The organism is Vibrio sp. Vb0667 (genome assembly GCF_033391095.1).
The window spans coordinates 48,905-63,870 of sequence record NZ_JAWPOL010000010.1; the positions used below are offsets into that span (position 1 = coordinate 48,905).

Below are 14,966 nucleotides of genomic sequence, written 5' to 3' on the forward strand. Positions count from 1 at the left end.
GCACAACTCAAATGAATTAAACAAAAGTATCATGGTCCCTCTGACCTTGTGGCCGTACAGCGAACGCCCTACAAAAAATAATGATTTTCTGGCGGCCACCCTACTCTTCCTTCTCTTTACCCAGCTGTCTTTATTACGCTTTTACATCATCAGCGTCTTGAACCGCTAAGCGCGCACCTTGCAGTACTAATGCTGTCAGCAAACGAACTTCTGAGGCCAACTCATCATTCCAAGCAGGCCAAATTCGAGAGATGTACGCATTACTGCCTTCGCCCGGGCTCATGAAGCCATCATTGAATGCGTCAGCCATTTTCTTCAAAGATTTCTCTTCGTCATCGACCCACTGACCGCGGCTAAAGCCCGCTTCAACACAAGCCAACGCCGTTTTCGGGAAATAAGGCAAAGGCTTAGTCATGCCTTCGAAAAATAAGCGAACTAATTCAGTCAGTAGCTGTTTGGCATACTGCGCATCGGCAATTTCTGGGTAGATCAAATGCAGCGCGCCTTCTTTACGATCGTAACCAATGATGTGAGTTTTCTTAGCATGACCCGACGCCGACATGGCAAGGTGATCGATCCACGCTGCAAGGTAATCCTGCGATCGAATCTTACCGCTTCGATAGCGAATCAAACCGGATTGGTAGCATTGAGTTAGCCAACCTGTTAGACGAACGTTTTTCTCTTCGCCTTCATTTCGCTCAAACAAGGAATCAAACGTCAGGTCGATTTCCAAATCGTCTTGAGGCGCACCAGATAAAAACGCCAGTTTATCCACCAGCTCTTCCGCCTGAACTCGGTTGGTTTCAAATTCGATATCACCAAACGCCCCCACCGGCAGTTTGCCTTGCGCGCGCTGTTGACTCATAAAGTGTTTAAGCACCTCTGTTTTTTTCTCTGGCTGCATCAATGTCGCTTCAAGCAAGGTTTCTAACAGCTCATCACGCATTTGATAGCTTTCCAAACCACCTAAAACAAAGGGTTCGTCGTCTTCCATCACCGGTAGTGGCGGTTCAAAGATTACTTTTAAACGACGATTGAAAAAATACTGCACTGGTAAACGCCAGAAACGTTGCAACTCGACTAAGTCGAGCTCAAGCGGGAACGTCGCTCCCAACAGATAGTCGTCTAATGCCCGATTAAAATCACGACGGACATAGCCTTGCGATTGACTGCTTTGAGTCAATGCCGCTGGAATCCACTCTTTCGCGTAGCTAGCATGCATGCCTTGGAACGCACTTGGGCTAAACGGCACCATGGCGTGGGTATTCACCAACGCATTTAATAAGTTGTCGCCAGACTCATCAACGGGCAACGCTTCATCACCACTTAAACAATAGTTTTGGTGACAGTATTCCATCAGCTCAGAAACCAGAACCGAAGGCACTCGCTCGGTGTTGTCTTGGATTGAACGGCCAACATAACTGATGTAGAGCGTTTGCTGTGCAGACAACATGGCTTCGAGGAATAGGTAACGGTCATCATCTCGGCGCGAACGGTCGCCCGGTTTGGTTCTTCCTGTCATCAAGTCAAAGCCTTCTGGCCGCATAGAACGCGGGTACACGCCGTCATTCATCCCCAGTAGACATACGGTTCTAAACGGAATAGAGCGCATCGGCATCAGGGTACAAAAGTTCACTTGACCAGCAAGGAAGCGCTGGCTGACTCGTGTGCCAGATAATTTATTTTGAAGGTATTGGCTGATGATCGACGGCGATAACGCATCATCAAATGCGGCATCAGCTAACTGCTCTTTGAGTTGGCTGAGCGTATCGCGAATGGATTTGAGCGCCATTTCGCCTTCTAACTCAACTGAGAAGAAGTCATCCAGCAGTGAAACCAAAGTCTCTCGCCAACCATCGATAGTTTGAACATGAGAAAGTTTGCTTCGATAAGTGCTAATTTGTTGGATAAAGTGTGCCAACTTGCCCGCCAGCTCTGCGCCCATGCCTTGCACTTCGTTGTACGGAGACAAACTGCCTTGCTCGGTTTCAAACAAACCTGCGGATTCTGGCATCGCGTAGCCAAGCAACATGCGTTGAATACCAAATTGCCATGTGTTTTGACGGGTTTCCGGCAGTTCAAATTCGCGTCCGGTATTGGCGTCCAATCCCCAGCGAATTCCCGATTCCTCAACCCATTGTTTAGCTTGTAAGAAATCACCTTCGCTGAGTTCAAAACGCTTTAATATCGCCGGAGTTTCCAGAAGTTCGAGTAGTTCTGATGCCAAACAGCGCGTATTGGGTAAGTTCACCAACTGCATAAATGCGGCCAGAATTGGGCTCTCTTGATCGGCGGTTCGGTCAGAAATCGAATATGGAATAAAACGCTCACCCGGCGCGTTACCAAAGACCGCCTGAATCGCAGGGCTGTAAGCGTTGATGTCCGCGACCATCACGATAATATCGCGCGGTTTTAACGTTGGGTCAGCATCGAACATCGCCAACAGTTGATCATGCAGCACTTCCACTTCACGCATCGGGCTGTGACAAGCGTGTAGGCTCAGTGATTTATCACCCAAGCTAACCACTTGTTTGTGATGACTGTTTTCAATCTGTTGGTCATCTTGATGTTCTTCAAGATTGAGAATATCCGCTTGCAATTGATGGAGCAGACTGTCGCGCTCAACATCAACAAAGGCTTCAACTTCATGAGATTCCAGCTGAGACAACAGATACATATTGTCGCGCCCGAGTTTACCCATGGATGCCAACAGACTGTTTCCGACCACATCGGTGTGCAGCTCATCGATCACATTATCTTCCAGTGATCCTTTCAGTTGCTCAGTTTCACCTTGCACTTCCGAGTGATCGTCCTGCCACACAACGTGCTGACGATGTTTCGCCGCCAAACGAGCCAGATATTTGCGATCTCGAACTTCACCCCAGTAATAACGACACGGGTTGGTGAACATCAGATGCACGTCGATGTGTTCACCAATTGCTTTTAGCGCATCCATATAGCGAGGCGGCAACGAAGAAATGCCAAAAACAAACAAACGCTTGGGTAAATGGTCAAAATTGCCGTTAAAACTCTCTAACGTGTCGATAAAGTGCTCATAAAGGTTGGCACGGTGATATGGAGACTGTCCTAATGACACAGTGTGATCATACAACGCTTGCCATAAGATCGGCTGCCACGGATGCTCATCTTCCAGCTCTGGCACACTCTGCCCAGCTTCCCAACTTGCGATCCATTCCGGACGATACACCAAGTAACCATCGAAAATATCGGCAATTTTCTCAGCCAGCTGATACAGCTTAGAGTGGTCAATGTCATCTTTGAGGTACTGCGCTAACGGCGAAAACACCTCTTGGTTGAGAAGCCCCGGAAGCAAATGCATCAACTTCCACGTCATCGCTTCTTTGTTAAACGCACTGCGTTTTGGCACGTCTGGCAATACCTGCGTAAACATTTCCCAAATGAAAGTCGCAGGGAGCGGAAAATCAATGTTCGCGGCAACACCAAACTCTTTGGCCAATTCCATTTTTAGCCACTGGGACATGCCTGGACTTTGAACCAGAATTTGTTCTTTTTCGAACGGGTTTTCCAGCGGACTGATTCGAATCAGTTCGACAAGGAGTGATTTAAGAACGTCAACTTGGTTGGAGTGATAAACAGTAAACAAATTGGGAATACCGAGCGCCGATTGAAACTGTTAGCTAGCTTAGCACAGCCCCATTTAAACCCGCAGTGATCTCGCGTTCGGAAAAAACAAAAGGTTATATATCACTCAAATAGAGTATGAATCTTCTGAATTTTCACATGTCAATCAAGTCTGACATTTCCATACAAAATGTGACATTCGTCGCAACTATTCCATAATAAAAAACACTGTTTTATACTCCCTCTACCCATAATTTATAAACAAACAAAAAGTATGTTTCGCAAACTGTCTTCCAACAGCGCTTGGCTGATTGCTTTTTTTGCTTGCTTTGCAGTGTACCTGTCGATCGCTTGTTATCCTTTTGTGTTGTCTAACAATCAGAATGAACCGCTAACCTTGTTGCAAGGTTACTATTTGGTTTCGACTCAATATGGCTGGCTGGGCTTGATCGCTCTTCCATTTATGTTGTTGAGTTTATTGCTCTCTTTTCTACCGACTCGAGCATTCAAAGGTATCGTGATCGCTATCGCGATCTGTCTATTGATCATGTTTAAAGTCGATATCCTCGTTTTTCAGCAATACAAACTTCACATCAACGCCCTATTAATCCGTATGTTTTTCGAAGGTGGCGGTGATGTCTTCGATATTTCTTGGATGAGTTGGCTTATCTTCGTCAGTGAAGTTGCCGTTCTGGTGATCGGGCTTGCCTGTACCGTTTGGGTAAGTAATAAACTGGCACAAAGCCGAGCTAAGTTCGTTTTGATCAGCGTTTGGTTTGCTGTATTGCTTAGCACGCAGATGATTCATGCGTACAAAAACGCACTTTACGACGATGAAGTCAGTCAGTTTTCGAATAACTGGCCACTTTACTACCCGCTGACGGCTCGTAAATTTATTTACAAACACGACCTAGTGGATGAGAACATTGCATCGAAGAACCGCGTAGAGTTAACCAACATTGAACGTAGCTCACTCAACTATCCGCTTGCGCCGATTCAAGTGCAAAGCAAAGAGAAACAACCCAATGTCTTGTTTATCTTGGTTGATGCGTGGCGCTACAGTGATGCGACGCCGGAAGTCATGCCAAATGTCAGCAAGTTCGCCGAAAAAACAGTGAATTTCACACAACATATGAGCGGCGGCAACTCAACTCAAGCGGGTATTTTCAGCCTGTTTTACAGCTTGCCAGCGACCTACTGGGAAAGCTTTTACGCAAGTCAACGCTCTCCTGTTTTTATGGATACGCTGCAAGCAGAAGGCTACCGCATGGGCATTTTTGGCTCGGCACCGCTCACCAGCCCGCCACTTTCTCGCACGGTATTCAAAAAAGTGTCGGACTTGACCCTGAAACAAACTGGGGAAACAGCTGTCGAGCGCGATCAGCAGATAACAGACAAGTTCATCGAGTTCCAAAAGCAGGATAGCGACAAGCCGTACTTTGGTTTTCTGTTCTACGATGCCGCCCATGGCACAGTATTTCCCGAACCTGAATTTGCGAAATTCAAACCATACTGGGAACGCGTTGACCACATTTTGCTCAACAACGATTTTGACGCTTCGCTTTACCATAATCGATACAAGAACTCGTTGTACTACATCGATAGCTTGATTGGTGATGTGCTGAAAAACGTCGACTTAGACAATACCATTGTGGTGATTTCATCAGATCATGGTGAAGAGTTTAATGACCATAAGATGAACTATTGGGGCCACACGGGTAACTACAGTGACGTTCAAGTACATGTGCCTCTTTACGTGTACATGCCAAATCGTCAGCCAGAGCAAATTGATTACCGCACGACCCATTTTGACGTCGTGCCAACCATGATGAATACGCTGTTTGACGTTCAAGGCACAACGAGTTCATACAGCGTTGGTCATAACTTGTTTGATAGCTCAGCCTCTCGCGATTGGTATATTGCAGGCAGCTACTACAACTATGCATTGGTCGGCAAAGAACTGATGCTTGTGGTCAACCCTGGCGGGCACTCTCAGCAACTGAATCGCCAGTTAAAAGTCGAGAAAGAACAGAAAGTTCCTGTCGATATCATTCGTCATTCTCTGGATGAGATGTCGCGATTTTACAAAAAAGGCTAGCGTTCAACATCGACGCCGATTGAAATAAAAAAGCCTCTTGGTTGTAAGACCAAGAGGCTTTTTCCTATCTGCTATTTAAGCGTGATGAGCGTGCATCAAGCGTGGCTGAATCAACAAGTTGTTGATGTATTGTAAGGCCACATAAGAGACAACAAATGTTGCCACAATCAACTCAAGACTAGCTAAGCCTCGCACTTGTTGAACATAGTGCGCAGCCAATCCTTGCAACTCCATCCAATTCGCCATTTTAAACAGCGCCGTCGCACCGATCACCATCGGGAAAGTGAACGCCGCATAGCCTGGGCTAAATGGCAGTCTAAGCAATTTAAAGAATGCGAGGTAAATGATGGCTGTCATCAATACCGCGATACCAAATAGCATAGCGATGATCACTGGTGATGGTGTCGCAGTGACCGTTAAGTACCCTGCCAATGATAGACTTGCTGGTGCCGCCATAATTGCCATTGTTGGTTTCGCTGCATCCGGAATTTCATGGGTAAACATGAAACGGTAAATCATCATCGGCAACATGATCGCGTACGCCACCATACCAAACATCAATGCACCTTGTGCCACTGGTGCTAACATCGGGTTGCCAGAGAAAGACACATCCGCAACGATGATACCCACAGGCGGTACAAACCAACTAGGAACCATGTGGTGCAATTCAAAATCTTTGGCGCGATGGTAAACAAAGCTCACCAAGAATACGATGTGCAAAACCACCGCAATCAGCCAAAGCGCATCGCCAGCTAATGGGTAAAAATGGCCGAGAGAGTTCGATACCACCATAGTGCCCATCGCAAATGTCGGAACCACGCTGCCCACAACCGGATGAGCAAGATCTTGTCTCAATAGATGATTATGTAGCAAAAACTTGGTTGCCAATATAGCCAACAATATGCTCGCGATACCCGCACTAATCCACTGTCCGTAGCCATGTAATTCGGCGAAGTTCTCCCAACTCCAGCCCAAGCTTGCAATACCAAGAGCCAAACCCGCCATTGGAGTTGGTGCTCCCATTACTTTTGCTTTTGTTCTTTGAATCATGATGACCTCAACCAGACTCACTCTTGATGGGACGTATAATACGCTTGCACTTCGTTCCGATATATCTAATTATTTAAAACAAACGTTCAGAATTACTTAACGGTGGGGTATGGCAAGTCACATTTCTCTTAAACAACTGAAAGTGTTTACGACGATCACGCAGCACAAAACGCTCACAGCGGCTTCTGATAGTCTCTTTTTATCGAAAGCCGCAGTGAGCATGGCACTCTCAGAATTAGAAAAGCAGATCGGCCATCACTTATTTGATCGTGTTAATAACCGACTGATTTTGAACCAAGAAGGTCAAAAACTACTGCCACTGGCGGATGAATTACTCAACCGAGCCAAGGACATCGAGAGCATTTTCGATGGTGACCAAGCGCTATCGGGCCAACTTCGCATTGGTGCCAGCGACACCATTGGCAACCAAGTCGCGCCCTATTTGCTTAGCGAATTTCGTCAGCAAACGAACCATCGTTCTCAAAGTCTGTTCATTTCTAACTCCGCACAAATCTGCGACATGCTGACCGATTACGAGTTAGACATAGCCCTCATTGAAGGCAAAACACTTCACCCTGAATTGCAGTCTACCCAGTTTAGCGAAGATGAAATGTGCGTGATTTGCGCGCCCAATTCCCCAGCCGCGCACGAAGGGCCAGTAAACTTAACCGAGCTAGAAAACAGTGAATGGATATTGCGAGAGGCAGGATCTGGTTCACGCGAATTTTTTATGCGCGTTGTCGCGCCGCGCTTGGAACATTGGCATGAAGCTTTTCAGCTCAATACCACCGAAGCGTTGATCAACTCAGTATCGGCAGGGTTAGGCTTGGGCTGCTTGTCACGTTTGTCTGCAGAACCTGCTATTCGTGACGGCCGCGTAAAACTGCTCGACATGCCTTTAGATATGAAACGTCGCTTCTGGTTACTGGTTCATAAAGAGAAATATCAAAGCCCATTGCTCAAAACGTTTATCGAATTTTGCCAAGATTGGGAGCGACCAACAAACCTTCCTTTGACGGACAAACCCGCAAAGTGAAACCAAGATAGTTTAAATGCTAGTCAGTTAGTTGTACGTGTCTCTCATTCTGAGGCTTGTCGCTAGACTTGATTGGTCAAAAACTGTATAAAAAGCCAGTATCAATACACCAAATTAGGGGACCAACCATGGCTGTAATCGTCAAGTACGTGGTAGAACGCAATGGAGAAGAGAAAATGACTTTTACCTCTAAAGCGGAAGCTGACGCATACGACAAAATGCTGGATATGGCAGACGAGTTATTCTCACTGCTGGGTAAAAGTGAACTTCTAGAAGACGAAGGTAAGCAAGAAGATCTTGCAATGTACCTTGCGCAAAACAAAGAAGAAGTGCTTTACGCTCTGGGTGCAAAACGTAAACCTGCACCAAAAAAAGCAAAGAAGCTTGAAGCTGTTGAAGAAGATAGCGAGCAAGAAGACGCTGCATAAGCCTCTCATTTGTTTAGAAAAAACGTCGCATTATGCGGCGTTTTTTATGCGTTGCATTTATCGCCATATATCTCTGAGAATATATAGAACCGATTTAATATCCCAAATTGCTCTAAATTTCATGTTGCAGATTAGTGTGACTTAGATCTAATCTAAATGGGCACGGTGATGGGGTGCCACCAGAATCGAAAGATTCGAACCGCTTTAAAGCTAATGACTCCTACAGAAACGAAAACAGGTCAGCCCTGTTGGAAATGCTTTCTCTTATGTTGTGAAAGCAAGAGTTCTGTAGTGAGCAATTCAACTCTTCTCCAACCCCGCTCCTGTTTTCTCAAAAAATAAAAATACACTGGGAAAACATTATGCAATATTCACACGAAATCCAATCAATGTGCCCGATTCAACGCGGCGATCTTCATGCATCTGCACCGATCCCTGTTGAAGGCGCAATGATCAATCCAAAAGACGTTATCGCGATTTCTGGTCTTAGCCACGGCGTTGGTGCTTGTGCTCCTCAACAAGGTGCAGCAAAACTGACTCTTAACGTCAAAAACGGCATCATCGAAGAAGCTTTGATCGAAACGATCGGCTGTTCAGGCATGACTCAATCAGCCGCGATGGCCGCAGAAATCCTAACTGGCAAAACTATTCTGGAAGCACTGAATACCGACTTGGTATGTGATGCTATCAACGTCGCGATGCGCGAAATCTTCCTTCAATTTGTTTACGGTCGTACTCAATCTGCTTTCTCTGAAGGCGGCTTGGAAATTGGTGCGGCACTGGAAGACCTTGGTCAAACTCAACGTAGCCAAGTGGGTACTAGTTACTCAACTAAAGCAAAAGGCGTGCGTTACATGGAGTTGGCCGAAGGCTATGTAACAAAGCTCGCGCTAGACGAAAACAAAGAAGTGATTGGTTACCAATATCTCAACCTAGGCAAGATGATGAAAGCCATCAACGAAGGCGTATCTGCAGCAGAAGCCGCAGACAAAGCAACGGGGACTTACGGTCGTTTTGACGAAGCCGTAACGACCATCAACCCACGCCAACAATAATTGCCACCAAGAGGAAAGAGATTATGAACACTCCAATTACTGAATCTGTACGTCGCACATTAGACGAAATGCAACTTTCTTCTCTGGAAGAGGCTTACCAATACTGTATGGATCGTGGTATCGACCCTAAAGCACTAGTGATGGACACTCAACCTATCGCGTTTGAAAGCGCTGCCGATGCCTACATTCTAGGTACTGCTTTGGCGATTTTCCGCGGTGCAAAAACAGCAGAAGAAGCTGCAAACATCATCGGTGAAGGCCTTCAAGCCTGCACAAAACCAGGCAGCGTAGCAGAGCAACGCCGAGTGGGTATCGGTCACGGTGCATTGGCGGCTCGTCTATTGAATGAAGAAAGTGGCTGTTTCGCTTTCCTTGCCGGTCATGAGTCATTCGCAGCGGCAGAAGGCGCAATCAAAATCGCATTGAACGTGAACAAATCACGTAAAAATCCGTTGAAAGTTATCCTAAATGGTTTGGGTAAAGACGCCGCTTACCTAATCTCACGCATCAATGGTTTCACTTACGTACGCACTCAATACAACTACCAAACTGGTGAGTTAGTGGAAGTAGAACGTCGCCGTTTCTCCCAAGGTCCACGTGGTGAGATCCTTTGTTACGGTGCAGACGATGTGCGTGAAGGCGTGGCTATCATGCATAAAGAACAAGTGGATGTGAGCATCACTGGTAACTCAACCAACCCGACTCGCTTCCAACACCCAGTAGCAGGTATCTACAAAGCAGAGCGTAACCGTGAAGGCATGCCTTACTTCTCTGTGGCATCAGGTGGTGGTACTGGTCGTACTCTACACCCAGATAACGTGGCGGCGGGTCCTGCCTCTTACGGTATGACAGATACCATGGGTCGCATGCACGCTGATGCTCAGTTCGCGGGTAGCTCTTCTGTACCAGCGCACGTTGCAATGATGGGCTTCATCGGCATGGGTAACAACCCAATGGTAGGGGCAACGGTTGCACTTGCAGTAGAGGTCGGCGAGCTAAGCCTCTAAGTCGATTTATCGCTTTACTATCCAAAGCCAGTAAATCCAACAAACCCAGTGTAGGGGGAGTGACTTCGGTCCTCCCCTTATTTTTGCTATACCCCCTTCTCCAACTTCACTGTGTCTTTACCCCAAACCGGTCTGAGAAGGCTTTTGCGACACATTTCTCATCAGACAAACATATCTCTAAAAAGACAAAAAGTATCCATCTACAGACTTTATCTATTTCCCCTCTTTAAACTCCCTAATACTCTCTTTATGATGACTGACAACTTAATTATTTCTTGTCAGTGAACAGACGAGACACAAGACTCAACACATGGAGATCAACTATGGCTTTCTTCTCTCTAGCCTTTGGTACGGCAACTAAAAACCGCGACGGCAAAATCATCGAAGCGTTTTTCCCAAACCCAGTTCTTAACCCAAGCGAAGCGCTTGTTAACGCACTAGCAGCAGTAGCAGGTTACGAGCAAGGCAACCAAGCTATCGAGATCTCTGCAGCACAAAGCGCAGAACTGGCAGCAGCATTTGAAGCAAACGGCGATGCGGCAAACGCATCTTTCGCAGCAAAAGCAGCAGAATCAGCACAACCACTTGTACTGGTTATCCTTGCAACTGACGAACAACCACAAAGCGTTGCTGAAGGCTTCCTAAAGCTTCAACTTATCTCTAACCGCCTAGTTCAACCACACGGCACGGTACTAGACGGCATCTTCGGTCTACTGCACAACATCGCATGGACTAACGAAGGTCCAATCGATCTACCTGAACTAGCAGAGCGTCAAATTGAAGCTCGCCTAGCGGGTCGTGCACTAAGCGTAGATTGCGTAGACAAGTTCCCTAAAATGGTGGACTACGTGGTACCAACTGGCGTTCGTATCGCTGATACTTCTCGCGTACGTCTTGGCGCACACGTTGGCGAAGGCACAACAGTAATGCACGAAGGCTTCATCAACTTCAACGCGGGTACAACAGGCGTAAGCATGGTTGAAGGTCGTATCTCTGCTGGCGTAGTGGTTGGTAACGGCTCTGACATCGGCGGCGGCGCATCTATCATGGGTACGCTATCTGGCGGCGGTAAAGTTGTGGTTTCTATCGGTGAAAACTCTCTACTAGGCGCGAACGCAGGTCTTGGTTTCCCAATGGGTGACCGTTGTACTATCGAATCAGGTCTGTACGTAACTGCTGGTTCTAAAGTGCGCATGCTAGATTCTGAAGGTCAAGAAGTCGAAGTGGTGAAAGCCCGCGATCTTGCTGGTGTTTCTGACCTACTGTTCCGTCGTAACTCTGTAACAGGTCAAATCGAATGTCTTGCTAACAAGAGCGCGGTTGAACTGAACAGCGAACTGCATAAAAACAACTAATTCATTCGTGAATTAGCCCTACGAAAAATCCCCCAGCAGGAAACTGTTGGGGGATTTTTTTAGCTTAAAGCAAAATGCGTGAGTGCTGATTACTGATTTAAAAAGCTGACCGCTTTATCTGGGAAATCAGTAAACAAACCATCCACTTTTACTTGGTTATAGTACACATCCATCATGCCTTCAAAGCTGTCAGTGTACGCGGGAATGCGTCCTGGATCGGCGCGGAACGTGTATGGATGCACTTGCAAGCCAGCGTCTTTTGCAGCCTTCATCAACGGCTTGATGATGATATTGTCTTTAGTTGACTTATCATCCACCAGCATCGGCTTCCAAGGTCCAATTCCTTCCGCGTAACTCGCTACTTTCTTCATTCCGTCGGCTTCGAACATCCAGTCATAACTGTATGGTGTTGCCTTGTCGCCTTTGTACACCATAGTTTCGTTCCAGTCCGTGTAAGCCATAAGCTGAACGAGCTTTAAGTCCATGTCCATTGCAGGCATAAGTTCACTGTTGATGCGTTGAAGTTCATTCGCATCAAAACACTGAAGGTAGACTTTGTCGTCTTGAGAGCCGTAACCGTACTGCTTCAAGACTTTAAGTACTGCTTTAGAAATGTCCTTACCTTCATGACGATGGAACCAAGGCGCTTTAATTTCTGGGTAAATACCGATGTCATAACCCAGCGTTTTGTTTAAGCCTTGGATCAGCTCAATCTCTTCAGCAAACGTCGGCACGGTGAAATCAGATTTCCACATAGGGAATCGGGTTGGATAGCCCGCTACTTTGTTGCCTTTCTCATCGATGTTGAACCCTTCGGTAACTCGCAAGGATTTGATTTCCGCCAGAGTGAAATCAATCGCGTAATAACGACCATCTTTACGTGCACGATCAGGAAAACGCTCCGCAACATCCGTTACGCGATCGAGATAATGGTCATGCAACACGACCAACTGGTCGTCTTTCGTCATTACCACATCTTGCTCTATGTAGTCAGGTTTCATTGCGTAAGCAAGTGCTTTGGCTTCTAGCGTGTGCTCAGGCAAGTAGCCCGATGCGCCACGGTGCGCAATGACAAGCGGCTTCGCAATCGCACCAGCAGAGAGGCTAAGTGCTAAAAAAGTAAGACATACTGACTTTGTTTTCATTGTTATTTCCTTGATAAAGCGAAGAGGCAGTATTCCACTGCCTCTTTAAATAAATATTACGCTAGCGCTTCCTTCTCGCGCTCTTTTTGCTCGTGGTGCGCACGTTCACCTAAGAAGGCGTACATCAAACACACGATAGAAGTAATACAAGAACCCACTAAGATGATAAAGCCACCATCCCAGCCAAAGTGGTCTACGGTGTAGCCCAAAATCGCGTTTGCGGCAACTGCCCCACCCAGGTATCCAAACAAACCAGTAAGACCAGCGGCAGTACCTGCGGCTTTCTTCGGAGCGAGTTCAAGTGCGTACAAACCGATCAGCATAACCGGACCATAGATTAGGAAGCCAATTGCAATAAGCGCCATCATATCTACTGTTGGGTTGCCCGCAGGGTTAAACCAATAAACCATCACTGCAACTGTCACTAGCACCATAAATAAGATACCAGCAGGTGCACGACGACCTTTGAACAATTTGTCAGAGATCCAACCACACAATAGTGTTCCTGGAATGCCAGCCCATTCGTACAAGAAATAAGCCCATGACGATTTATCTACCGAGAAATCCTTCGCTTCTTTTAGGTAAACAGGTGCCCAGTCCAGTACTCCGTAACGAATTAGGTAAACAAATGCGTTTGCAATTGCAATCGACCAAAGAAGTTTGTTGTTGAAGACGTATTTGAAGAAGATTTCCTTCGCTGTCATTTCTTGTTCATGGGACTTGTCATAGTCATCTGGGTAATCGTCTTTGTATTCTTCAATAGGAGGCAGACCACAAGACTGAGGGGTATCGCGAACCGTCATCCAAACAAACACAGCAACCAACGTGGCGAAAAATGCAGGAACATAAAATGCAGTGCGCCAATCATCGTTAAATGCCCACAGGCCAAGAATAAATAGTGGACCAATCAAGCCACCACCCACGTTGTGCGCCACGTTCCAAACCGAAACGATCTCACCACGCTCTTTACGTGACCACCAGTGCACCATGGTTCGGCCACAAGCAGGCCACCCCATCCCTTGGAACCAACCGTTTAAGAAAAGCAAAATGAACATCGCAGTGACGCTACCAGTCGCCCATGGCATAAAGCCAAAGCAAAACATCACTAATGCAGACATCAATAGGCCGCCACTAAGGAAATAGCGAGGGTTGGAGCGGTCTGAAACGCTGCCCATTAGAAACTTAGAGAGACCATATGCAATGGAAACAGCTGCCAAGGCGACACCTAAGTCTCCGCGGCTAAAGCCTTGCTCGATAAGATAAGGCATCGCCAAACTGAAGTTTTTACGAACTAGATAGTAACCGGCGTAGCCAACAAAGATACCGATAAAGAGTTGCCAACGGAGGCGAGAGTAGGTGCTATCGATGCTGCCAGGGGACAGACGATCAATGTGCGCCTTAGGTTTGAATATTCCAAACATAGGAACCTCATTATTTTGTATGCGATGGTAAAAACACAAAAGGAGCGAACGAAACAAAATAAATATTCGTTCGAAAGTTCATGAATTGTATGGAGTTAGGATTTTATTTCTGTGACAAATGTTGCACATGGATTAAATATAAGTAAATACAGTAAATTATATGAGCATTAATTAGATCATCGTTCAACTTTACTCAAGATTCGTTAATATGAAACTGATGTTCAAACCTCTCACTTGAGCATTCCAATTCGAAACCTTTGAAACAAAGGCTCGAATTAGAACATAAACTAACCGTAAAAAGGGCGATTTACGCCTGCCCTACTCGCTCCGAACCAACTAATAACTAAAAAGCTGAAAAACGATCACGTTTAGCATCAAACGAAATAAAAAAAACAATTTTTATTTGAATACAAGCCGAAGCAATGATTCACAAACACAAGACATTAACAGCGTTTATTCTCTTATCAACTCATCCTATTGGTACCAATGGGATGACGATTTTTTCTAAAAGTCCAAACATGACAGCGTATTTTTTATATCACTGCTATCCCTTGATACATTTGACATTCCGCTACTCCTTTAGGGTTAATTGCTACACAAGTTCTGTGTAATAAATCTCCAAGCACGTAGCAGCTTCACAAAACTCCTCTTACCAGTTGTGCATTCTTTTTCACATCGGTAATTTGAGCGCTCTCAACACTGGCCTCGTGACAAATAAATTATTTTCGTTGTGTTCTTTTCCGGTTAAAAGATGCGCCATTTAACAAA

The 14,966-nt window shown here is 46.1% G+C and carries 10 protein-coding genes and 1 riboswitch; of the genes, 6 read left to right on the top strand and 4 right to left on the bottom strand.

Translation table 11 applies throughout. From position 1 onward, the window contains the following. Positions 1-133 precede the first annotated feature (133 nt). Positions 134-3,625, bottom strand: coding sequence for an exodeoxyribonuclease V subunit gamma (gene recC / locus R8269_RS12115; protein WP_318222547.1), 3,492 nt, complete (start codon positions 3,623-3,625; stop codon positions 134-136). A gap of 252 nt (positions 3,626-3,877) precedes the next feature. Here recC and R8269_RS12120 point away from each other — a divergent pair, with 252 nt between their 5' ends. Further along, positions 3,878-5,701, top strand: a complete 1,824-nt coding sequence (locus R8269_RS12120; RefSeq protein WP_205390987.1) for a DUF3413 domain-containing protein — start codon at positions 3,878-3,880, stop codon at positions 5,699-5,701. Between the two features lie 75 nt (positions 5,702-5,776). Here R8269_RS12120 and R8269_RS12125 read toward each other — a convergent pair whose 3' ends face one another. Further along, a complete protein-coding gene (locus tag R8269_RS12125; protein ID WP_005391714.1) occupies positions 5,777-6,751 on the bottom strand; it encodes a TDT family transporter in 975 nt (324 codons plus the stop codon). A 109-nt stretch (positions 6,752-6,860) separates the two neighbouring features. Here R8269_RS12125 and R8269_RS12130 point away from each other — a divergent pair, with 109 nt between their 5' ends. From R8269_RS12130 to dapD, 5 genes are all read left to right on the top strand, one after another. Then, positions 6,861-7,787 (top strand): LysR substrate-binding domain-containing protein, encoded by a 927-nt coding sequence (locus R8269_RS12130; RefSeq protein WP_205390988.1) that lies wholly within the window; start codon positions 6,861-6,863, stop codon positions 7,785-7,787. A gap of 128 nt (positions 7,788-7,915) precedes the next feature. Beyond that, a complete protein-coding gene (locus tag R8269_RS12135; RefSeq protein WP_005386503.1) occupies positions 7,916-8,215 on the top strand; it encodes a YebG family protein in 300 nt (99 codons plus the stop codon). Between the two features lie 155 nt (positions 8,216-8,370). After that, positions 8,371-8,445: riboswitch (Fluoride riboswitch) on the top strand. A gap of 132 nt (positions 8,446-8,577) precedes the next feature. Beyond that, the gene (locus tag R8269_RS12140) at positions 8,578-9,270 is read left to right on the top strand and encodes an iron-sulfur cluster assembly scaffold protein (protein ID WP_005386501.1); all 693 of its coding nucleotides are present in this window, start codon (positions 8,578-8,580) and stop codon (positions 9,268-9,270) included. Between the two features lie 23 nt (positions 9,271-9,293). Next, positions 9,294-10,277: a GGGtGRT protein gene (locus tag R8269_RS12145; protein ID WP_262636350.1), complete on the top strand. Its 984-nt coding sequence runs from the start codon at positions 9,294-9,296 to the stop codon at positions 10,275-10,277. Between the two features lie 323 nt (positions 10,278-10,600). Beyond that, a complete protein-coding gene (gene dapD / locus R8269_RS12150) occupies positions 10,601-11,632 on the top strand; it encodes a 2,3,4,5-tetrahydropyridine-2,6-dicarboxylate N-succinyltransferase (RefSeq protein WP_017636007.1) in 1,032 nt (343 codons plus the stop codon). A gap of 89 nt (positions 11,633-11,721) precedes the next feature. Here the strand turns inward: dapD and glpQ are convergent, their stop codons facing one another. Both glpQ and glpT read right to left on the bottom strand, forming a co-directional pair. Beyond that, complete coding sequence (gene glpQ, locus R8269_RS12155; RefSeq protein ID WP_005380201.1) at positions 11,722-12,777, bottom strand: glycerophosphodiester phosphodiesterase; 1,056 nt, start codon at positions 12,775-12,777, stop codon at positions 11,722-11,724. Positions 12,778-12,833: 56 nt separating this feature from the next. Further along, the gene (glpT, locus tag R8269_RS12160; protein WP_005380199.1) at positions 12,834-14,198 is read right to left on the bottom strand and encodes a glycerol-3-phosphate transporter; all 1,365 of its coding nucleotides are present in this window, start codon (positions 14,196-14,198) and stop codon (positions 12,834-12,836) included. Positions 14,199-14,966 lie beyond the last annotated feature (768 nt).